This window comes from Streptomyces sp. NPDC051738, assembly GCF_044453205.1.
GTDB lineage: Bacteria > Actinomycetota > Actinomycetes > Streptomycetales > Streptomycetaceae > Streptomyces.
Window position 1 is genome coordinate 1 of the sequence record NZ_JBITCM010000021.1, and the last position, 18,063, is coordinate 18,063.

Consider the following 18,063-nt stretch of genomic DNA (forward strand, 5'->3'; position numbering starts at 1 on the left):
CCGCTTCGCTCTGCCTCCGGCAGCCGAATACTCGCTTCGCTCGTTTCGCGCGTCCCCGCGCGAATTGCCCGCCTCCGGCGGGGAGTTGGGAAATTTGGCCTCCGGCCATTTTCCCAACTTGCGTGCCTCCGGCACGAAAAGATGGCGAAAAGGGTTTGTGCCTCCGGCACAAAAGGAGGGTGCTGGTTTTGATTGTGGGTGTGGGGAGTTGGGGAACGGGTTGAGGGGGCGTCATGCGCCGTTTCCCGTGGTTGGGTTGAGGGGGAATCTCCGATTCCCTTGAACCCGGGAAGAATTGAATTGTATTCCGTGGAGAAAAGTAAACCACGGAATACCAGGGAGAGACAACGGGGCCCCTCCGGGGCCCCGTTGCTCTGTGAGGGGTGGAGGGTGGGGCCTGCCTCCGGCAGGACGGGCCGGGGGTGAGGGATGGGAGGAGAGGGGAGTACGGGGGCAGGGAGGGGGAGTTGAGGGCCGGGACGGTGGTCCTGGCCCCTCACGCCACCCCCAGCACGGGCCGACAGGCCCATACCCCCACCACACACCCACCACCAGCGCGGCGGCCTCCGGCCGACGCGCAGCAGCCACCCACCACCCACACCCATTCCTCCAACCAGCGTGGGAAAAGTGGCAGCAGAGGGGATGTCAGACCCCCAACCACGCACGATTGTTGGGATGACCAGGGGTGATGTGGAAGCCGGCCACCAGGCCCCGCTGACGCAGGACACCCGACACTTCGGCTCGACCGGAGCCTGTTCGGTTCCCGGATCACCCGGGCTGGCCACAGGTCGAGCTCGGGTCCGGCATCGCCGAGTCGATGCAGTTGCCGCGACCACGCTCGCGGCAACCCTGAGTGGGACGACACTGCCGTACAGGCCGAGGTGTCCGCGATTCTCGCCGAGACCGGAGTTGCCGCGCCGGACCCCGTCGGGAGTTCCCCGCTGTAAACCCCCATTCGCCGTCAGCGGAAGACGCAACACCCAGGCACGTTGACTAGTAGATCTCCTGGCATGTCAGGTCTTCCGCGTCGTCGAAACCGAGCAGCCAAGCAGAAGGTCCGCATCAATCGTCGCCCGCAGGACGAATTCACAGAGCATGTGGCACAAGCCGCTGCGGAACAAGCGGCCAGAGATCAGCGCCTGAATTTGAAGATAGCCGCATTCGTCGCACTTCTGTCGGCGCCCGCACTCATCATCAGTCTGTTCAGCCTCTATTTTCAGGTTCAAAATGACAACGAGGCAGGGAAAAAGGAAGCCGCACGCGTCAATTGGAGTGTGGAATGGAACGAGGATAAAACGAAGGCGACGGCGGTCGTAATCGAGAATCGAAGCCTCAATCCCGCGTCACTTACCACTCTAGTGCTTAAAGACGAGCGCGGCAGAGCCGTGCAGCACTACCTCTTCGACTACATCACTCCTTGCACGCGGGAGACTTACCGCCTCCCCCCCAACGCAATCGAAGCCATCAACGAATTCAACGAGCCAGGCCCGACGAGCTTGTACTTTGTGGATAGCCTCGGCAGAGTGTGGCGGAATGACGATTCCACAGTACAAGAAGTGAACGGTTTCCTGGACGATGAGGGAAAAGACATCATCAGCGAGTACGACATTAGATATGAGACGGAAGAATTGCAAGCCTGCGCCTGACCTGCAATGAGGGGGTGGAATGCCCATCCACTCGGGAATGGTTGAAGACCTCGCCGTCGGCACCCCCGTGCCTGTATCAGCAGGCCGAGGAGCGCCTGTTGGGCATCATCGCCCGCCAGCTCGCCGACGGCCTCGACGCTCCCGGGTGGATCGAGCGCAAGCTCGCCGCCGTACAGGCCGTACGCCGCGTGCCTCGCACTCGGCGACGCGGCGCTGGTGCTGAAGCCGCTTCACGGCTACGGCGGTCACCTGCCGCTCGACGAGCTTCGAAGGACGCCAAGAAGTTCGTGGGCTGGAAGACCGAAGAGATCCAGGTCCCCTTCACCGCCCAGGCGAAGACGCCGAGGCAATCCGCGAACTGGCGCGCGATCAAGAGGTGGTGGCGGCGCGGGTTACAGCGGGAGTTGTATGCCGAGTTCCTGCATGGCGCGGGACGGCGGGCCACCCTCGGAGCGCTCGGTCTTATAGCCCTTGACGCGGGGCTCGAGGGTGCGGGGGTCGACGGCTTCCGCGGGGGCGCTCTTGGCGTACAGGCCCTCGGGCTCGGTGTCGCGGTCGTGGGGCAACAGCCAGAAGACACGGCGGCGGAAGGTGCCCGAGGCGCGGGAGGGCTTGGCGTCGGGGCCGAGGATGGCGTAGCCGACCATGCGGCCGTCGCGGTGGTAGGGGGGCTTGCCCTTGCGGGTGGGCAGCCGGTCCAGGCTCTGGCGCACATAGTCGAGGGCGTCGATATCCTCCAGCCACACGAGTTCGGCTTCGTGGCTGATCTCTTCCGCGCTGATCAGGGAACTCATGCGCCGGCGTCCCTCTCCTCGTCGGTGAGCAGTCCGATGCCCGGGTAGTACTTGCGCTGGTTGGACACTTTCATCTCCTTGGGCGAGGCCAGTCCGACCAGTTCCCTGGTCCGGGAGGCGAACGCGCGGGAGGAGATGATCTGCGCGCCTTCATTCTGACACCAGGTGGTGTAGGCGGCGTAGAGCGCCGTCTGCTCGGCGCGCAGGTCGGGGCCCAGGCGGCAGCACTCCTCGTAGAACCGGCCGGTGTGGTCCTCGGTCTCGGCGTAGGCGGTCGTGGCGATGCGGACGCGTTCGGGGCCGGTGAGGTCGCGGTCGCCGCCTAGGTAGCGGCGGGCACCGTCGATGAGCCAGGCGAGAATGCCGGGGCCCTCTTCCATGACGAGGAGGTCGGCCAGGTTGTCGATCTTGCGGTCGTCGGGGACGACGCGTTCGAAGGGGATCAGTCGCATGCGGCGCCAGAACGCGAAGCCGCCGGTGCCGACTTCGGGCTTATGGTTGCCCAGCAGCCACAGTTTGTGGGTGGGTTCGAAGCTGAAGGGGTCCTGGCGCATGCGGCGGGCCTTGATGCGGTCGCCGCCGGTCAGCAGTTTCACCCGGGCTTCGTCGAACTTGTCGCCGGGCTTGATCTCCGAGTAGACGTAGACGCGCCGGCCGTGGAGTTCGGCGAGGTCAGTGGGGTGGCCTTCGAACGGCTTAGCCATCAGGAAGCCGGGCGGGGCCGCGTCCGCGTAGTCGCCGAGCAGCTTCATCATGACGTCCAGGAGGACGGACTTGCCGTTCTTGCCCGTTCCCCAGAGGAAGGGGAGGATCTGGGCTCCGACGTCCCCGGTGATCGAGTACCCGAGCAGCAGGTGCAGGTAGTCGATCATATTGAGGCCTTCGGCGTCGTCGCCGAAGGTGTCGGTCAAGAAGCGCAGCCAGCGGGGGACGGGCATCTGCTGCGGGCCGACGGTGGTTGAGCGGGAGTGGAAGTCCTTGTTGGGGTCGGGGGCTTTCAGCAGCCCGGTGCGCAGGTCGACGACCCCGCGAGGGGTGCACAGTGCGTAGGGGTCGGCGTCCAGGCGGTCTGCTTTGAGGACCATGCCGGGCGCGGACCTGGCCTGGGTGAGCATCGCGTTCATGCCGGAGGTCGACATGGCACGGGTGCGGTGCTTGTGCAGGGCGGTGGTGGTGAACAGGCCGCGGGGGTCGTGGGTGGCGATGGTCTCGGCAAGGTCGCCGGCCGCCCACAGGACGGTGTCGTCCTCGTCGATCTGCCAGCGGGTGGTGTCCCACCGGTACCAGCCGATGTTGGGTACGTGCCGGAAGTCGTTGGCGTAGAGCTTGACGAACAGCTTGGCGTTGCCGCGGTCGGTCAGGGTGTCCGGCAGGAGGCCGTGGGAGGTTGCTTGGCCGACGGGGCGTTCGGCGGTGGCCTGGGCCGGGAGCGGCGTGGCATGGCTCTGTGCGCGGATCTGGGCGGCGACGGCTTCGGGGTCGAACTCGAAGAGCGTCTCGTTGCTGGGGGACGTCACGGGCGCCTCCCCGTGGCGTGCAGGGGCTTTTCCAGGCCGGCGGCGAGACCGCTGCGGATGATCTGCTCGATGCGCAGTTCTTGGCCCGGACGGGCCGCAGCCGCGGTGTCCTTGAGTGCCTGCTCGGCTTCTTGCCGGGAGAGACGGCCGGCGGCGATGAGGCCGCCGAGGGTGTAGGCAGCTCGGTTGAGGGTGTCGGAGAAGCCCGCGCCGTGGGCAACGTGGCCGCAGGCCGCAACCGGTGCCAGGACCGAGGCGAGGGTGCGCTCGGTCTGGCTGCGGCCGCCACCGGCTGCGAGGACAGCCTGTTGGGCGCGCGGCGGGACGGGGCGTGGAGCGGGGATCGTGGGTGCGGGCAGGTGCCCGGTGCGGTCGAGTTCCTGGGCGAGCCATAGGGGGAGGGCCGCGGGCTCGCGGGCCTCGTCGACTGGGGTGTAGGTGCCGTGGTGGGTGGTGGTGCCGGGGGCGATGATGTAGCTGCCGTGGGCGCGGATGTCGACCTGCCAGGCAAGGGCCCGGCCGGGGCTGGATCCGGCGGAGGACTTCCACTGACGGTTGCCGGTAGCCCGGTACCAGACGTGCAGGCCGCCGGAGGGCGTGCGTACGCGCAGAGTGGTGGTGTCGTCGGCGGGGCTCTGCTGGCCGCGGAGGGCAGCGAGGACGGCGAGGGTGTGGAAACCGTTGGCGAGGCCGGCGAGGTTGACGTGGTCTCCGATGGGGATGCCGGGCAGGATCCGGTCACGCGCGGGAGGCTCGGCGTCATGAGCGTCGATGTCGATGACGACCAGGCCGGCCGGGCCGCAGGAGACGCCAATGCCGAACTCCGGGTGCTGCCCCCACCACTGCTGGATGCGGTCTTGGTTCAGGGTGGCTGCGTGGAAGCTGTGACACCAGCGGCCTGCGCGAAGGCAGGGGCAGTTGACCGCGGCGTGGGAGCTGCCACGGCACTCGCTGCAGTTCGCGGCTGGTGTCTTACGGCCCGGGGCGAGGGGATGCACGGGCCAGCCTCGGCGGGCGCACGCCTGCGCGAGGGCAAGGGACGGAGCGACTGAAGAAGCTCGGATGGCAGGGGCCCTTGAGTCGCTGCGGGAAAACTGCAGCTCAGCAGGCATCTGCACCCCCTATCAGCGACCGAAGCGACTCAACGACGGACACAGACTAGCGAACGGGGCCGGTGGGGTCGTGGAGCACATGCGGAACAACAGTGACGCCGTGTCGATGATGCGACCGGCGAGCGTGCGTCCAGCGACCGAGCGAGAGGCGCAGCGACTCAGGACCGCCCGGTCGCTTCTGGCGGACAACGGCAAACAGCCTGGTCAAGCCGGGTATGAGGCCTGAACAGCGACTGAAGCGACTGAAGCTCTCCGTATATGACGCACACGCACACTCTCTCTGGATCCCGTATATGCCAACTCCGAGTCGCTTGAGTCGCTATCCCTCCGCAGAGAACGTGTTGACCTGCAGTTTTCCCCGCTTGGTCAGCCAGCGACCGAAGGGTTGCCCGGTCGCTGGCTGTTCAGTCGCTGTGCCGTGTCGAGTACAGCGACCCAAGCGACTGAAGCGACCGAACCTCAGGCAATCGGGCTCGGCGAGAGCCGGAGCGCAGGGGTCGTTGTCACACCCCTCCGATTCACTGGCCAGCAACCCAGTGAAAGGGCAGGGATGTTGCACCTGGTGTACGAGGACCCTCGCGGTTGGCTGCGGCACTACATCAAGAAGCGATCGGTCCCCGACCGGGCCTGGAAGGGCACGGGTTTCGTCTATGTCCTCGCGATCACCGGCGCTGTGTCGTACGTGAAGGTGGGCTCCACCGCCGGGCCACGTGCCCGCTTCGAAGCCCTGCGCAGCGAGGCACACCGTGTCGGCTCAACCGTGTCCCGGGCCTGGCTCTCGCCTGCGCACCCGGACTACCAGACCAGCGAGTCCCACATCCTTGCAGCCTGCCGAGCGCTCTCTCCCTCATCTACGCCCCGCGGCGAATACTTCCCCGAGCTCGACTTCGTCACTGCCCGCCGCGAAGCTGTGAAGGCGGTTCTGGGGGTACGCGATCAGCCGCGGGTGTCCGTCACGACTCTCGCCGCCGGCCTACACGAACGGGTTTCCTCCGCCGTCCAACGGCGCCTGGCCCCGAGCGTCTACGACATCCATCGTCGGCGGCAGGCCTACTTTGCCCAGGGCAGTCGGCGATCGCGCTTCCAGCAGCGCAAGGCAAGCCCGCCGGAACGCCCCGGTACGAACCCCTTCCGCAAGGCCCTCGAGGAGCTTGCCCAGCCACGTGCCGCGGTCATCGATCTGTCGTCCCGCCGACAGATAGACGTCGATGAGGCAGCCCTGCGGAGCGCCTGGACGGATCACCGCCGCAGGCCTTCCATCTCGGTGTCCGGCAGTTCCCGGCTCGAATGATCAGATCGAAGGACAATCGGCCGCTGGCGGTCGTGCTGGTTGCGCCCTGCGTCTGGCCTCTGCACGGCCCTCCCCCGCCCGTGGGCCCGCTTCCGTACCCCGTTCCGGACGTCCACTGCATGCAAGCAACTAGACACGGTGCGTGGTACGTGAGGAAACTGGATCATGGCCTCCCAGGTATCTCACGATACGTCGGCCTCCGCGCTGGGCTATCTGTACCAGGCGAAGTGGGCGCTGTTGGAGTTGTTGCGCGGGTCGTCCGAACGCCCTGACGGAGCGATCAGCCTCGAGTTGCACGACGACGTGGCGTGGGAGGTGGCTGGGCGTCCTGTCGACCTGCTACAGACCAAGCTCCACCAACGATCGACCCGCACGCTGGGCGATCGGGATGACGATTTGTGGCGCACAATCCGGTCATGGATGGATACCCATGATCCCGGTGATGCAGAGGGGCCTTGGCTGACGCTCGTCACGACCCAACAGGCGCGCGACGGTTCGGCAGCTGCGGCGCTGCGCAGCGCGAACCGAGAGCCTGGCGTGGCTCTGCGACGGCTCGAGACAGCCGCGGCCGAGTCGAAGTCGAAGGAGACCGCTGAGGCTCGGGCCCGCTTTCTGGCCCTGTCAGCCGGTGAGCGCGCGACGTTCGTGGAACGCATGCGCGTCATCGACAGCACGCTCGGCATCGACGACCTCGATGGGGCCGTGCGGAAGCGGCTGCTGTTCACACTCCCGTCTGGCGACGGTCCGCAGGCAGCGTTCATGGAGCAGTTGTGGGCGTGGTGGTACGACCAGGTCGTCGAGATGCTGCAGAAGCGCCGGACGAGCGTCTCCGTGGGGACGGTGCATCGGCGGGTGGAGCAGATCCGGGACGACTACGCCGCCGACCGGCTCCCCACCCTGGTGGAGCGGAGCGACTGGCAGGCCGCCCAGCGGGAGGGCGTGGACTACAGCGAGCGGTACTTCGTCCATCAGCTGCGGTGGGTCAACCTCGGCCGGCCCGAGCCGGAGAAGGCGATGATGGACTACTACCGGGCCTACAACCAGGCAGTGGCCTGGGCTGACAACGACCTGATCGGCCTGGACGAACTGCAGCGTTACCAGGGCGACTTGGTTGACGAGTGGGAGCGGCTCTTTGCCCGCATGGTCCGACGGCTGCCGGCGGATGCGAGTGAGCAGGACCGGCGGGACGCGGGAGAAGAGCTGCTGTGGCAGGTGCTGGACAGCGTCACGGTCAGGATCCGGCACCAGTACGACCAGGTCTTCTTTCACCGTGGCCAGCACCACTGCCTGGCGGATGAAGCCCGCGTGGGATGGCATCCCAAGTTCCTGCAGCGGGTCCAGGCACTGACCGTCGGGGCCGTACATGCCTAGCCACTCACAGCAGCCGCAGGCCTTCGCCGCGTTCCTGAATCCGGCGCTGGTGGGTGCGGTGCAGGCCGTGATGGCCCAGGAGTACGAGCTCAAGCGAGGGCGGGCGATGGTCTGGCCCTTGGCGATGGTCCTTCCCGTGCTGGTGCTGCACCGCTCCACACGTGAAGCGCTGCCGTCCAGTATCAGGACGCACCTGCCGACGTGGGCCGGGCGCAATCCCGCCCTCCTCACGGGATTTGGAGCCCAGGTCGACTCGACGCTGCCCGTGCTCCGCGAAGGGCTGCGGTTCGCTCTGCGCCACGGCCTGATCCAGATGGAGGCCGGGGCCGTGTACGCCGTGCCCTTCTCCACACGACGTGCCGAAGGAGAACTGCAGGAGCTGTTGAAGGCGGCTCGTCTGGTGGGAAAGTGGGCGGCGACCGTAGATCAGCCTTCTACCCTCTTGGCGCTACTGGGCGTGAGAGTCTGATCACCGTGCAGCTTCGGTCTCTGATCCTTTACAGCAAGAGCGGCAAGGTCCGCGAGCTGAGGTTCCGCCTCGGCGAGCTCAACATCATCACGGGCAGTTCACGGACCGGGAAAAGCATCGTCCTGGACATCGTCGACTTCTGCCTGGGCCGCGACGATGCCCCCGTCTCGGTCGGCCCGATCACCCGGACCGTCGAATGGGTGGCCGTGCTGCTCCAGTTGCCCGACACTCGGGCGTTCGTGGCACGCCGGCTTCCCGCCAAGGGCAAGAAGTCCATCTCCACAGCGATGCTCGAGTTCGGCTCCACCCTGCAGCCGCTGTCCTACGAGGGGCTCGCGAACAATTGCGACTCCGATGAACTGCGCCAGCAGCTCGGGCGGAGGATCGGCCTGGGCGACGTCCGCAGCGAACCCCAGCCTGGGAGCCTGCAGGCGCCCTTCGCAGTCCACCTGGGGCATGCGGTGCCGTTGTGTCTTCAGAACCAGGACGAGATCATCACCCGCAGCATCCTGTTCCATCGGCAGGGCGAGCGCGATGGTGGAGCACGGCTGACCTCAACCCTGCCGTACTTCCTGGGCGCCGTCGGCGAGGACCAGGCGCAAAAGCAGCACGAGCTGACGGCCGCCCGGCGCCTGTTGCGACGCCGGCAGCAGGACCTGCAGGTGGCCGAGACCGCCGATGGCAGGCCCTTGAGGCTGGTGTGCCTGCGGTGATGGTTGTAGTGGTGCAGCCACGCAGGGAACGCGTCGCGGCGTTCCTGCTCGCTGAGATACGGCCTGGCGTAGGCCCATTCGTCGAGGAGGGTGCGGTTGAAGCGTTCGACCTTGCCGTTGGTCTGTGGGCGGTAGGGCCGGGTGCGCTTGTGGGTGATTCCCGCGGCGTCGAGAGTGTCGGCCCAGGCGCGTGAGCGATAACAGGAGCCGTTGTCGGTCAGGACACGCTGGACGGTGATCCCGGCCTGGCTGAAGAACTTCTGCGCCCGTATCCAGAACGCGGCAGCGGTCTCCTTCCTCTCGTCGGTGAGGATCTCGCTGTAGGCCAGGCGTGAATGGTCATCAACGGCATTATGGAGATAGCTGTAGCCCCCGCCGATACGGTTCTTGCGGCCTGCTTGACGACCCCAGATCTGATGGCCCCCGCCATTGGGGATATTGCCGAGCTTCTTGATGTCGACATGTACCAGATCGCCCGGTGCGGCGTGTTCGTAGCGGCGGATGACGCGTCCTGTGGCGCGGTCGAGGTAGGACAGGCGGCTGATGCGGTATCGGCTCAGTACGCGATGCACGGTGGAGGGGTTAAGGGTGAGCAGGTGGGCGATGCGTGCTGGACCCCAGCGGCGCAAGACGCGGACCTTTATGATGCGCCGCTCAGTTCGGGTTGGTGTGCGCAGCGGGCTGAGGTGCGGGCGGCTGGAGCGATCCGTCATGCCGGCGGAACCCTGTTGGCGGTAGCGGTCCGCCCACCGTTTCGCCGTAGTGGGAGAGACCTGGAAGCGTTCGGCTGCGCGCCTAAGCGGCCATCCGTCCTCGACGATGCACTCGGCCAAGCGTAGGCGGCCGGTCTCGGTCAAGGGCGCGTTGCGGTGAACCATGCGGCACTTTCTGACGTTGCGTAAGACGACGGTCGGGGGCACGAGTCGTTTCTCGTGCCCCCGACCGTGGCTCAGGGAGCGGGTAAACGGTGTCGGGAAGCTGCAGCAGCTCTCCGACAGGTTGTTGTCTCGATCGTGCCTAGCGCGGGGGTAGTTCGCAGGAGTCGGTCGGACTGCACATCGCCGCACCGTCGACGCTGTTAGGGCTATCGGTCCAGGCCCGCTCCAGCGCCCGGGTGAAGGCATCGACGGACTGGCCGCCGGAGATGACGGTGTGTCCGTCGATGAGGAAGAAGGGGACACCCGGCACATCGAGTTCGGCGGCACGTTGTTCGTCGGCGCGGACCGCGGCGGCGTAGGCGGACGGGTCATCGAGCACCCGCTGGACGTCTTGGGCCTCCAGCCCCGTCTCGATGGCAAGCTCGATCAGGGGGCTGGTGGTGAACAGATTGCGGGCCTCGGCGAAGTTGGCGCGGAAGGCGGCGGCGACCAGCTGGTGCTGGAGACCGTACTCGCGGGCCAGATGGATCAGGCGGTGGAGGTCGAAGGTGCTGCCGACGTGCCGGTCGGTGCGGTAATCGAGCCCTTCGGCGTGGGCCAGCTCGGCAACCTGCCGGTCCATGCTGGGTCCGCGGGACCCGAACCTGTCGAGCAGCATGTGCCCAACGGGCTCGACACGCGCCTTGTCGCGTCCCGGCTCCAGCTCGAAGGAGCGGTAGAGCACCTCGACTTGGTTACGGTGGGCGAATGCGGCCAGGGCACGATCGAAGCGTGCCTTACCGATGTAGCACCAGGGGCAGATGATGTCCGCCCATATCTCTACGCGCATACGGCAACGTCCTTGGAGTTGATCAGGAGGGGGCCAGGACAGCGACTGTCGGCCCAAGGGCGTGTGTAGTGGCCGGGTGCCGCCTCGGCCGGCGAGGCGACACCCGGCGGTGAGGGCGAGCGTCAGGGGGTCATGGCCGCGTGGACGCTGGCTGAGTCGACGATCTGCTCGAAGCGCACGATGCGCCCGCCGCGCACGATGAAGCAGTGGGCAACCCGCACGCTCATCGACTTGCCCGTGGCCCTGTGCGTGGCGCTGTACCGTCCCAGGACGACGACGCGCTCACCGTCAACGACGTAGGTGTCGTCGTGGGTGACCCAGCCGTCCCAGGCCGCGGCCAGCTGTTCGAAGACACCCTTGATCACACCGTCCGGGGTGCGGTAGGTGCCGGCCAGCGGGAATCCCGCCGCCTCGATCCACTCCACGTCGTCCGCGACCGCCGTGCGCCACATCTGAAGATCACCGGTGGCTGAGGCCAGGTACTGGCGGCGCACCACGTCCACAGGCGCAGTGGCGGCCAGATCGTGTGCGGGCATCAGAACATGCCGTTGGGGTTGGCCGCGGTCTCCGGAACGTCCTGGATGACGTCCCAGTGCTCGACGACTTTGCCGTTCTCCAGCCGGAAGAAGTCGGCCAGGGCACGGCCCGGCTTGCCGGGCTCCAGGATGAGGTGGGAGTGCGTGACGACCATGTCGCCCTCGGCCAGGACCCGCTTGATGTCCAGCTGCAACTGCGGGTACTCGCCGCGCAGCCAGGTCACGAATCCGGTGAAGGCTTCCGGGCCGTCGGCAGCATCGGGGTTGTGCTGTATGTAGCGGTCGCCGAAGTGGTCCGCGATAGCCTTCTCGGGGTTGCCGCCGAAGGCAGTCTGGTAGTAGTCGACGACGATCTGCTTGTTGCGCTCAAGCTGCGACATGAGTCATTCCGTTCGGGGTGGGTGGCTCCCGGGAACGAAGACTCTGAAGGAGGTCGAAGTACCGGGAACCAGGATTTCTCAACTGGTGCCCTCGCGTCATGAAAAGGGCGGCCTGGGCGGCACGCCGACGCTGGTACTACTTTCTCTTGCCGTCCCGCAGGCGGGACGTACGCCAGGATCTGCCGCTATCCAGCGGTGATCTCCTGTCGCACATTCAACATAACCCGCAGAATCGACCCACGCAAACCGCGAAAGAATCCACCCAAAAGGCACAAAAGTCCCCTTGCGTGCTCCTTGCCCGACATGCTGCAAGAGCAGCAATGCCTCGATCACGCCTGTCATCCCAGATCGCAACCAGACTCACGGCAAGACAGCATCCAACTCTGTCCCCAACCTCTCGGAGTAGTACAGCTAGAGGACGTTGGTCGGCCGGCACCGCCTCCCAGCCCGCCGGCATCGCCCGGTCTCACACCGCGCGGACGAGGCTGAACACGCCGTCGCAGGCGGGACCCGCTGGAGGACATGGTCGGCATAACGGCGTCGACGTGAGAGGTGCCATGGTTGGCGTAGGACAGCGGGCCCCAGCCGCGGCCACGGCCAGGACCCGCCCCGCGTAGGGCGGGTCGGCTGTCCCGGCTCAGTTCGCAGGAGCCGGGGCGCCCGTCAGCACCTCGGGATCACGAAGTCCCTGATGCTCCGGACCACCCAGTACGCGGCGGCCGAGACCGGACCCAACCACAACCGCACGGGCCGCGCGGTTCGGGCCCTCCTCGGCCTGGTGCGCTCGCCCACAGACATCTCCCTCCTCCCGGCCGGCCCCATGCCGGACCCGGGCGCCCAGGGCCCAACAGCAGGACAGGAGAAAGGTGTTGCCTCCGAAGGGCGAGCGAGGACAACGCTAAGTGCGGTTCGGTCACCGGAGAACAGCGAAACGTGTTGCTCTGTGTTGCTCATCTTTTCGGTGGCCGCGTCGTCCCTGTTCTCAGCTCGGCCATCATGGAGACCGGCACGGACTCCTACCGCCTCGCCCAGACCGGGCTACCGACGAAATGGGCCGCCCCAGGTGACGAAACGCAGTTGGTTCGGCGGGCCTCATCGGTGCTGAGTGCGTTCACGTCGGCGCCGACGCTCAGGGGCGGGAACGTGGGCACCCCCGCGCGGGAAGCTACGTACCGGCTGGTCAATGAACTCCGTCCGGTGCCCGTTGGTACGCGGGCGCTGGCCGGTGTGCCGTCCGGGCGCTCCGACCCCGCCGTCAGGATCACATGCCATCCCGGTACCGGGGCGGCTACACGCACACGACGGCTCCGGGGCGCTTTATGGCCACATATACCAGACCTGCGACTCACCGCCGGAACAGATGGCCAGGTTGACCCGGTCGTTTGTCTGCCGCCCCAGACAGTTGAATGGGTAGTAGTCGTTGTTGATCGCCAGATTCGGTCCCGCCACGTGCCAGAAGGCCGCCGGGTCGGACGCGTTGCATGCACGCATCACCGGCCCCCCGCTGCGCACCGTCAGACACAAGCCGCTCGCCCTCTGTCGCAGCGCCGTTTTCGGGACGTCCGGGTCGAAGTACCACGTCTGGTAGGTGCTGCCGTTGCAGCCGGTGACGTATACGCCCCAGTCCGCCCGGTAGTCCAGGCACGCCTTGGGGCCCGCGTAAACGCCCCACGATCCCGCCACCGCCGTAGCGTTCGCCGGTGTGCAGCTCAACGCCCACACGAATCCGGACGCCACCACAGCCGACAGCCACCTCGAAATCACAGCGAATCCCGCCCCTCTGTCTACACAGTCGGGCGGTCAGCATAGATCGCCCCGACCCGCCGAGTAGGTGGGAACTGGCGAACTGCACTTCACGCATATGCACATCAGAAGAAGTCGAGCGGCTGGCGTCGACGGCGGCGCCTGCGCGTGGCCGGTTGCGGGCCCACCCGGTCAAGTCGGGCTACCGACGAAATGGGCCGCCCCAGGTGACGAAACGCAGTCGGTTCGGCGGGCCCCATCGGTGCTGAGTGCGTTCACGTCGGCGCCGACGCTCAGGGGCGGGAACGTGGGCACCCCCGCGCGGGAAGCCAGCTCGACGGAAGCCACGTACCGCCTGGTCAACGAATTCCGTCGGTTGCCCAGACCAAAGCCCGAGCGGGACAAGCTGCCGGTCGGCAACCTCAGATCGGCTGAACGCTTTCGTCGAGCCTGTCGGTTGATGTGAGCCCTTCGACAAACGACTTGAAGTCTGGAGCGAGGACGAGATCGCTCTCCGCATCGGCGTCGAACCACGTGACCGACGGCTCGCCTTGCCGGCCGCAGTTCCGGTAATCGAGCGCCACCCAGTAGTGGCCGTCGCCGGAGAGAAGGACAATCGGCGCCGGAAGGTCCCACTCCTCAACCAGATATGGCGTGTCCAGAAGCGATGTGATCCGCTCGCGTCGGCCGATCCCCATCAAGTCGCCGAACGGCACGTGGTCCTCGCTCCACGATGTCGGCATCCGGGTGGGAAACACGTTCCAGCGCTCCGCCACCCCACCGCCGTTCCGCACCCGCAAAAGCGTCAGAAGCGAAGCAGGAAGCGAGACGCCGAGCAGGCGTTCGGCGTCTTGAACCATCTCTTCCGTCAGCGGCGGCTGGACTCCGTAGTCGTCGTTCCAGAACGATGCCCTGACCTCATCGAAGCGCGTCACGATCAGCATCGTATGGCTCGGGACCTGACGCGCAGAGAAGGCCACCGAACATCCGAGCGACATTAAAACTCGGCGACATCGATCAAGCCGCATGGCTCCGACTGACATCGCGACTCAGCGACAAACGACATCCCCGACAACCCTCACAGCCACGGGACCAAGGAAGGAATCGTCGTGCTCAGCCAAGTAGCGCCGCTGGGTTTCGGCGCCGTGATTGGTGGTGGCGCCAACGCTGCTCTCGCCGCTCTGCACGTGTGGGCCGCTCGTCGCGCATTTGGCCCACCCCCGACGTCGTGGCCATCCCCAACGTGCGGTACGCCGTTCACGTCCGAGGCCTCGCTCGGCTGACCCCCTGGTGCGCTTGAAACGCGTCGTGGCCGACTCCGATGGCGGAGCCAGCCACGACGCCGAACGCGCTGGCGCCTCCGGCGCCGGAGGCGGGCGCCGTATTCGGACGGCTCCAGCCTGCCGTAACAGATCTGAACGACCGGTGCTGACGTGCCGGGCGTGAATCGCTCGCGAGCCCTACGGTCGGTGGTGTTCCCGCCAGGCGCGGCACAGTGCGTTGAACTCCTCCTGACGTGCGGCAAGAAGGTCCTGAGGCCGTTGCCGGTGGCAGTCCAGGATGTGCACGCCGGCCCGGAAGGGTTCGAAGCCGATCCGCTCCCGCCGGTCCATGACGAGCAGGTCGCCGACGGGGTGCGCGAGGGCGGCCTCGAAGGCCGGCTCCCATCGGCCGTCAGCGACGTCCAGCACCACCTCGCCGATGCGGGAGACGTCCCCGGTGTAGGAGTCCATCGCCTCGAATGGATGGTCCGGCCCGAACATCCGCACCCGCACGAACGACATGCTGCCCACCGTGACGTCCTGCACCGCGTCCAGCGACTCCTGGTCCATGTCGCTATAGGCGGCCAGGTCCTCCGCCAGGACGTCCGCGTCGATCCGGGCGGACACCGTCCACACCTCCAGCGTGTTCTCGAACTCGTACGCCTGGACGGGGTGTTCGTGGTGGTATACGAGGCTGATCAACGACGGATCGGCGGGCAGCTGGGCAATCTGGGGAGCCAACAGGGTCACCGTGCCAGCGTAGTTCTGTCTGGCGGGCACGTGCCGGGGAACAGCGCGCTCTCACCCTTCGGCGAGGCCCACGTCCAGCACTCGACGTTGAAGCACGGCGTCGGATCCCGTTTGCACATGCGTCTCACATCTTGACGCAGGTCGCGAATCGGACAGACGGTAAGTCTCGCGCCTTGCTCCACGGGAAGGGGACCGTATGTCCTTCACCTGGCGATACCTCGTACGCCCCGACGGCGACTTCTGCCGCATCGGCAACCTCGACGGCCGTCTAGACGACGTCAGCGACGAGGAGCTGGCCCGCCTGCACTCGTCCGATCGCGAGGAGGCCCAGCCGGCCCGGCCCTGTTCACGCTGTGGAGGCGACCTCCTCCTGCACTGGCACGGGCCCCTCATGACCGGTGTGTGGATGGAGCTCTGCCCGGCCTGCGACGCGCACCGCCCCGCGGCCCGTGCCTTCATCCGCTGGTACCGCGACGCCGACCGCGATCCGAAGGCACTCCCCCAGCTGTTCGAGGACTGGGAGACCGAGACCATGCACGCCCACGGCTGGGCCCGCGCTGCCCAGCCCGCACCGCCTTCCAGTCCACCGGCCCCATCAGGCCTCACTCCGCGCGGACGGGGCTGAATGCGCCGTCGTCGACGCCCCGAGACCTGCCGCAGGACAACGGCGGCATAGCACCGCCTGTTCAGTCGGGAGGCATCGCTCCGGGCAGCTGTCCGGCAAAGCCCAGCCACTGCTCGATGGTCCACACGGCGACACTGGAGCGGTCGGTGGACATCCGCAGCCACACCTCTTCTCCACCGGGCATGAGCGCCACCTCCAAGTGCGGCTCGTCCCACGTCCCGAGCGGGTACATCCACTCGATGCCGTCGGGCCAGGCACGCATCGCCACCGTGCGCACGCTCAGCGCCGCGGCCATGGCGTCAAGGACCGCGCGAGGTATCCGAACCTCCGCCGGCTCACGGTTGAACGCTTCCACCAGCCCTCCGTTCCTGAGGCGAGACATCCAGCTCGCCGCGCACCACAGCCTGCCAAACCAGAGGTCACGACCGGGACGAGTGAGGAGCTCCTGCGTCAGCGCGAGAGATCCTTCCCAGGCTTCCTCTGCGATGGACTGGGCGAGCGCCTTTAAACGCTGCCAGCCTCCTTCTGCGGATCGAATGAGACGCCGCGCGACCCCGGTCGTCGGCAAGGCAGTCCGTCAGTCAGGGCGCTGGTGACGTCTGCGTGAGTCCGTCGCCGTTGGCACCTGGTGCAGGCACTGCCGGAAGGTTGTCTGGAGGGGGCGGCGCCGGCAGCGGTTCGAGGCCCTTTTCGGCTCGCAGGAACTCGGCGTCCGCCCGGCGCAGTTCGGCCTGGGCGCGGATGATTGCTGCCTGGCCTTCCTTCTCCGCGCGGATGACGTCCGCGTCTCCTGCCCTCTCGTCCCTGGCTTGGGCTCCCCAGGCCCGGACGATGTGCGGGATCACCAGGATCGCAGCAGTGATCAGAGCGGGGATACCGATTGCAGTACTTACGATGGCCGGCGTGTCGGCGGGGCCAAGGCCCACCGGGGAGTCGAGAGAGGTAAGCACGTCTCTGAGCCCGAACAGGGAAAGGCCAAGGAAGGTGCACAGCAGGTAGACCTCCCAGTCGCGGAGACGCTGCGCCAGCCTGCCTTTTGTTCGCTCTGCAAGGGGCGTGCCGACGCCTTTGCGCTCGGCAAGTTTGGCCTCGTTCTCCCACTTTTTGACGAGCTCAGAGGCCCATCTGCGCTCGTATGCGGTCGGTTGCCGGGCTCGAAAGGTCACAACCCCCAGGACCAGCCAGGTGTACAGCACTACTGAAGGCGTCCAGCTCCAGATGGGATCGGCATAGGCGTCCCACCCGAACCCCGAGAGGATCACGATTGCTGTAAACCGAATCTGGCTGGTCCCCCGACGAACCACGGCGAGTGCGTAGTCGTACGTAGTTGGTTCCCCGTTGTGCATGCCATCAGGGTGGCGGAGGAGCGCCGTTATCGGCAGGGGTACGGCGGTTTTGCCGCCAGACCTTCTGAAACACCGTAGACAACGCCCGTATGCAGCACATTCTCGGGACCGGCTCGTGGCGTTGATGTGGTCGAGCCGCCTGACTGGAGAAAGCCTGTGAGCGCGATCGATCCTGCCTCAGCCATTCGCCCCGGCTGGTGGACCGACGACACGTATCTGCACCTCGCCGCCCTTGAGGATGGTGCACTGCCTGGCCGCGGACTGCTGGAGTCGGAGCAGAACCACCCCACCCTGCCCGTGCTCGAGAGCCTGATCAGGGCTGTGTGGTGGCTGGGGAAGACCGGTGGAGGTGAGGAGCGCGCCGAGACGTCTGCGGAGGCGCTGCGCGTGGTAGAGCACCATGCTGTCGCCGCTGCGCGCGCAGCACGCCGAAGCCTCAGCTTCCTTATCGACCGCACCATGGATGACGAAGAAGCCGAGTTCGAGCGTTCGTGTGAGCGCGATGAGAACTACGGGACGCCCCCAGCTCGTCTGACCGATGCCACTTTCACCGTGCGTCTTCCTGGCTTCTCGGGCGACACAGTCTCCGGACGCATCCATGTGAGCGGCGAAGGGATGCTGACAGTGCAGGGCTGCGGCCCCCTCGCGGACCTCGACCTGCTCGGGCGGCTCGGTGCCCGCGAGGTGATCGATGCGATCGAACATCTGGTCACCCGACAAGCCGAACGTCCCTTGCCCGGTCCGACGAGTACAGCTCCCGCCGACTCCTAGCCGGAACAGGAGGCGTGCAGCTCAGCGTGC

At 66.7% G+C, this 18,063-nt stretch carries 18 protein-coding genes and 1 pseudogene; 7 read left to right on the forward strand and 12 right to left on the reverse strand.

Features of this window, described 5'->3' with window-relative positions; translation table 11 throughout:
* Positions 1–1,010: 1,010 nt before the first annotated feature.
* A complete protein-coding gene (locus tag ACIA8X_RS36765) occupies positions 1,011–1,646 on the forward strand; it encodes a hypothetical protein (protein ID WP_393462506.1) in 636 nt (211 codons plus the stop codon).
* Positions 1,647–2,038: 392 nt separating this feature from the next.
* On the opposite strand, the gene ACIA8X_RS36770 is transcribed toward ACIA8X_RS36765, so the two are convergent.
* The 3 genes from ACIA8X_RS36770 to ACIA8X_RS36780 are packed head-to-tail and all read right to left on the reverse strand — an operon-like array spanning position 2,039 to position 4,955.
* Positions 2,039–2,440 carry a DUF6009 family protein gene (locus ACIA8X_RS36770; protein WP_393462508.1) on the reverse strand — a complete coding sequence of 134 codons (402 nt, stop codon included), beginning with the start codon at positions 2,438–2,440 and terminating at the stop codon, positions 2,039–2,041.
* Positions 2,437–3,957 (reverse strand): phage/plasmid primase, P4 family, encoded by a 1,521-nt coding sequence (locus ACIA8X_RS36775; protein ID WP_393462510.1) that lies wholly within the window; start codon positions 3,955–3,957, stop codon positions 2,437–2,439. The genes ACIA8X_RS36770 and ACIA8X_RS36775 overlap by 4 nt, the downstream gene beginning before the upstream one ends.
* Complete coding sequence (locus tag ACIA8X_RS36780) at positions 3,954–4,955, reverse strand: bifunctional DNA primase/polymerase (protein WP_393462512.1); 1,002 nt, start codon at positions 4,953–4,955, stop codon at positions 3,954–3,956. Before ACIA8X_RS36780 ends, ACIA8X_RS36775 begins: the two co-directional genes overlap by 4 nt.
* 664 nt (positions 4,956–5,619) lie before the next feature.
* Here ACIA8X_RS36780 and ACIA8X_RS36785 point away from each other — a divergent pair.
* The 4 genes from ACIA8X_RS36785 (at position 5,620) to ACIA8X_RS36800 (ending at position 8,913) form a co-directional block, all read left to right on the forward strand.
* The gene (locus ACIA8X_RS36785) at positions 5,620–6,360 is read left to right on the forward strand and encodes a hypothetical protein (protein ID WP_399460117.1); all 741 of its coding nucleotides are present in this window, start codon (positions 5,620–5,622) and stop codon (positions 6,358–6,360) included.
* Positions 6,361–6,525: 165 nt separating this feature from the next.
* Entirely contained in the window at positions 6,526–7,731 is a 1,206-nt protein-coding gene (locus ACIA8X_RS36790) for an ABC-three component system protein (RefSeq protein ID WP_393462516.1), read from the forward strand.
* Complete coding sequence (locus ACIA8X_RS36795) at positions 7,724–8,200, forward strand: three component ABC system middle component (protein ID WP_393462518.1); 477 nt, start codon at positions 7,724–7,726, stop codon at positions 8,198–8,200. Before ACIA8X_RS36790 ends, ACIA8X_RS36795 begins: the two co-directional genes overlap by 8 nt.
* 5 nt (positions 8,201–8,205) lie before the next feature.
* Positions 8,206–8,913 (forward strand): hypothetical protein, encoded by a 708-nt coding sequence (locus tag ACIA8X_RS36800; protein ID WP_399460118.1) that lies wholly within the window; start codon positions 8,206–8,208, stop codon positions 8,911–8,913.
* On the opposite strand, the pseudogene ACIA8X_RS36805 reads toward ACIA8X_RS36800, so the two are convergent.
* From ACIA8X_RS36805 to ACIA8X_RS36835, 7 genes and pseudogenes are all read right to left on the reverse strand, one after another.
* A pseudogene (locus tag ACIA8X_RS36805) lies at positions 8,874–9,791 on the reverse strand (IS481 family transposase); the annotation flags it as partial. The gene ACIA8X_RS36800 and the pseudogene ACIA8X_RS36805 sit on opposite strands and share 40 nt — an antisense overlap.
* 139 nt (positions 9,792–9,930) lie before the next feature.
* Positions 9,931–10,620, reverse strand: coding sequence for a DsbA family oxidoreductase (locus ACIA8X_RS36810; RefSeq protein ID WP_393462522.1), 690 nt, complete (start codon positions 10,618–10,620; stop codon positions 9,931–9,933).
* 122 nt (positions 10,621–10,742) lie between these two features.
* Positions 10,743–11,156, reverse strand: coding sequence for a nuclear transport factor 2 family protein (locus ACIA8X_RS36815; RefSeq protein ID WP_393462524.1), 414 nt, complete (start codon positions 11,154–11,156; stop codon positions 10,743–10,745).
* A complete protein-coding gene (locus ACIA8X_RS36820) occupies positions 11,156–11,536 on the reverse strand; it encodes an ester cyclase (protein WP_393462526.1) in 381 nt (126 codons plus the stop codon). Before ACIA8X_RS36820 ends, ACIA8X_RS36815 begins: the two co-directional genes overlap by 1 nt.
* 1,317 nt (positions 11,537–12,853) lie before the next feature.
* Positions 12,854–13,219, reverse strand: coding sequence for a ricin-type beta-trefoil lectin domain protein (locus ACIA8X_RS36825; RefSeq protein WP_399460119.1), 366 nt, complete (start codon positions 13,217–13,219; stop codon positions 12,854–12,856).
* 482 nt (positions 13,220–13,701) lie between these two features.
* Positions 13,702–14,214, reverse strand: a complete 513-nt coding sequence (locus ACIA8X_RS36830) for an SMI1/KNR4 family protein (RefSeq protein WP_393462530.1) — start codon at positions 14,212–14,214, stop codon at positions 13,702–13,704.
* A 525-nt stretch (positions 14,215–14,739) separates the two neighbouring features.
* Entirely contained in the window at positions 14,740–15,282 is a 543-nt protein-coding gene (locus ACIA8X_RS36835) for a hypothetical protein (RefSeq protein WP_399460120.1), read from the reverse strand.
* A gap of 205 nt (positions 15,283–15,487) precedes the next feature.
* Here ACIA8X_RS36835 and ACIA8X_RS36840 point away from each other — a divergent pair, with 205 nt between their 5' ends.
* Entirely contained in the window at positions 15,488–15,916 is a 429-nt protein-coding gene (locus tag ACIA8X_RS36840; protein ID WP_393462534.1) for a DUF6300 family protein, read from the forward strand.
* 61 nt (positions 15,917–15,977) lie between these two features.
* Here ACIA8X_RS36840 and ACIA8X_RS36845 read toward each other — a convergent pair whose 3' ends face one another.
* Complete coding sequence (locus ACIA8X_RS36845) at positions 15,978–16,271, reverse strand: hypothetical protein (RefSeq protein ID WP_393462536.1); 294 nt, start codon at positions 16,269–16,271, stop codon at positions 15,978–15,980.
* 226 nt (positions 16,272–16,497) lie between these two features.
* On the reverse strand, positions 16,498–17,262 hold the full coding sequence (locus ACIA8X_RS36850) for a hypothetical protein (protein WP_393462538.1): 765 nt from the start codon (positions 17,260–17,262) through the stop codon (positions 16,498–16,500).
* A 156-nt stretch (positions 17,263–17,418) separates the two neighbouring features.
* On the opposite strand from ACIA8X_RS36850, the gene ACIA8X_RS36855 reads away from it, so the two are divergent.
* Positions 17,419–18,033 carry a hypothetical protein gene (locus ACIA8X_RS36855; protein WP_393462540.1) on the forward strand — a complete coding sequence of 205 codons (615 nt, stop codon included), beginning with the start codon at positions 17,419–17,421 and terminating at the stop codon, positions 18,031–18,033.
* The last annotated feature ends 30 nt before the right edge of the window (positions 18,034–18,063 follow it).

Bases quoted from the DNA above. Each gene is read 5' to 3' on its own strand.
- ACIA8X_RS36850 (WP_393462538.1), bottom strand. From the start codon at position 17,262: ATGCACAACGGGGAACCAACTACGTACGACTACGCACTCGCCGTGGTT.
- ACIA8X_RS36790 (WP_393462516.1), top strand. From the start codon at position 6,526: ATGGCCTCCCAGGTATCTCACGATACGTCGGCCTCCGCGCTGGGCTAT.
- ACIA8X_RS36815 (WP_393462524.1), bottom strand. From the start codon at position 11,156: ATGCCCGCACACGATCTGGCCGCCACTGCGCCTGTGGACGTGGTGCGC.
- ACIA8X_RS36810 (WP_393462522.1), bottom strand. From the start codon at position 10,620: ATGCGCGTAGAGATATGGGCGGACATCATCTGCCCCTGGTGCTACATC.
- ACIA8X_RS36820 (WP_393462526.1), bottom strand. From the start codon at position 11,536: ATGTCGCAGCTTGAGCGCAACAAGCAGATCGTCGTCGACTACTACCAG.
- ACIA8X_RS36795 (WP_393462518.1), top strand. From the start codon at position 7,724: ATGCCTAGCCACTCACAGCAGCCGCAGGCCTTCGCCGCGTTCCTGAAT.
- ACIA8X_RS36840 (WP_393462534.1), top strand. From the start codon at position 15,488: ATGTCCTTCACCTGGCGATACCTCGTACGCCCCGACGGCGACTTCTGC.
- ACIA8X_RS36785 (WP_399460117.1), top strand. From the start codon at position 5,620: ATGTTGCACCTGGTGTACGAGGACCCTCGCGGTTGGCTGCGGCACTAC.
- ACIA8X_RS36770 (WP_393462508.1), bottom strand. From the start codon at position 2,440: ATGAGTTCCCTGATCAGCGCGGAAGAGATCAGCCACGAAGCCGAACTC.
- ACIA8X_RS36765 (WP_393462506.1), top strand. From the start codon at position 1,011: ATGTCAGGTCTTCCGCGTCGTCGAAACCGAGCAGCCAAGCAGAAGGTC.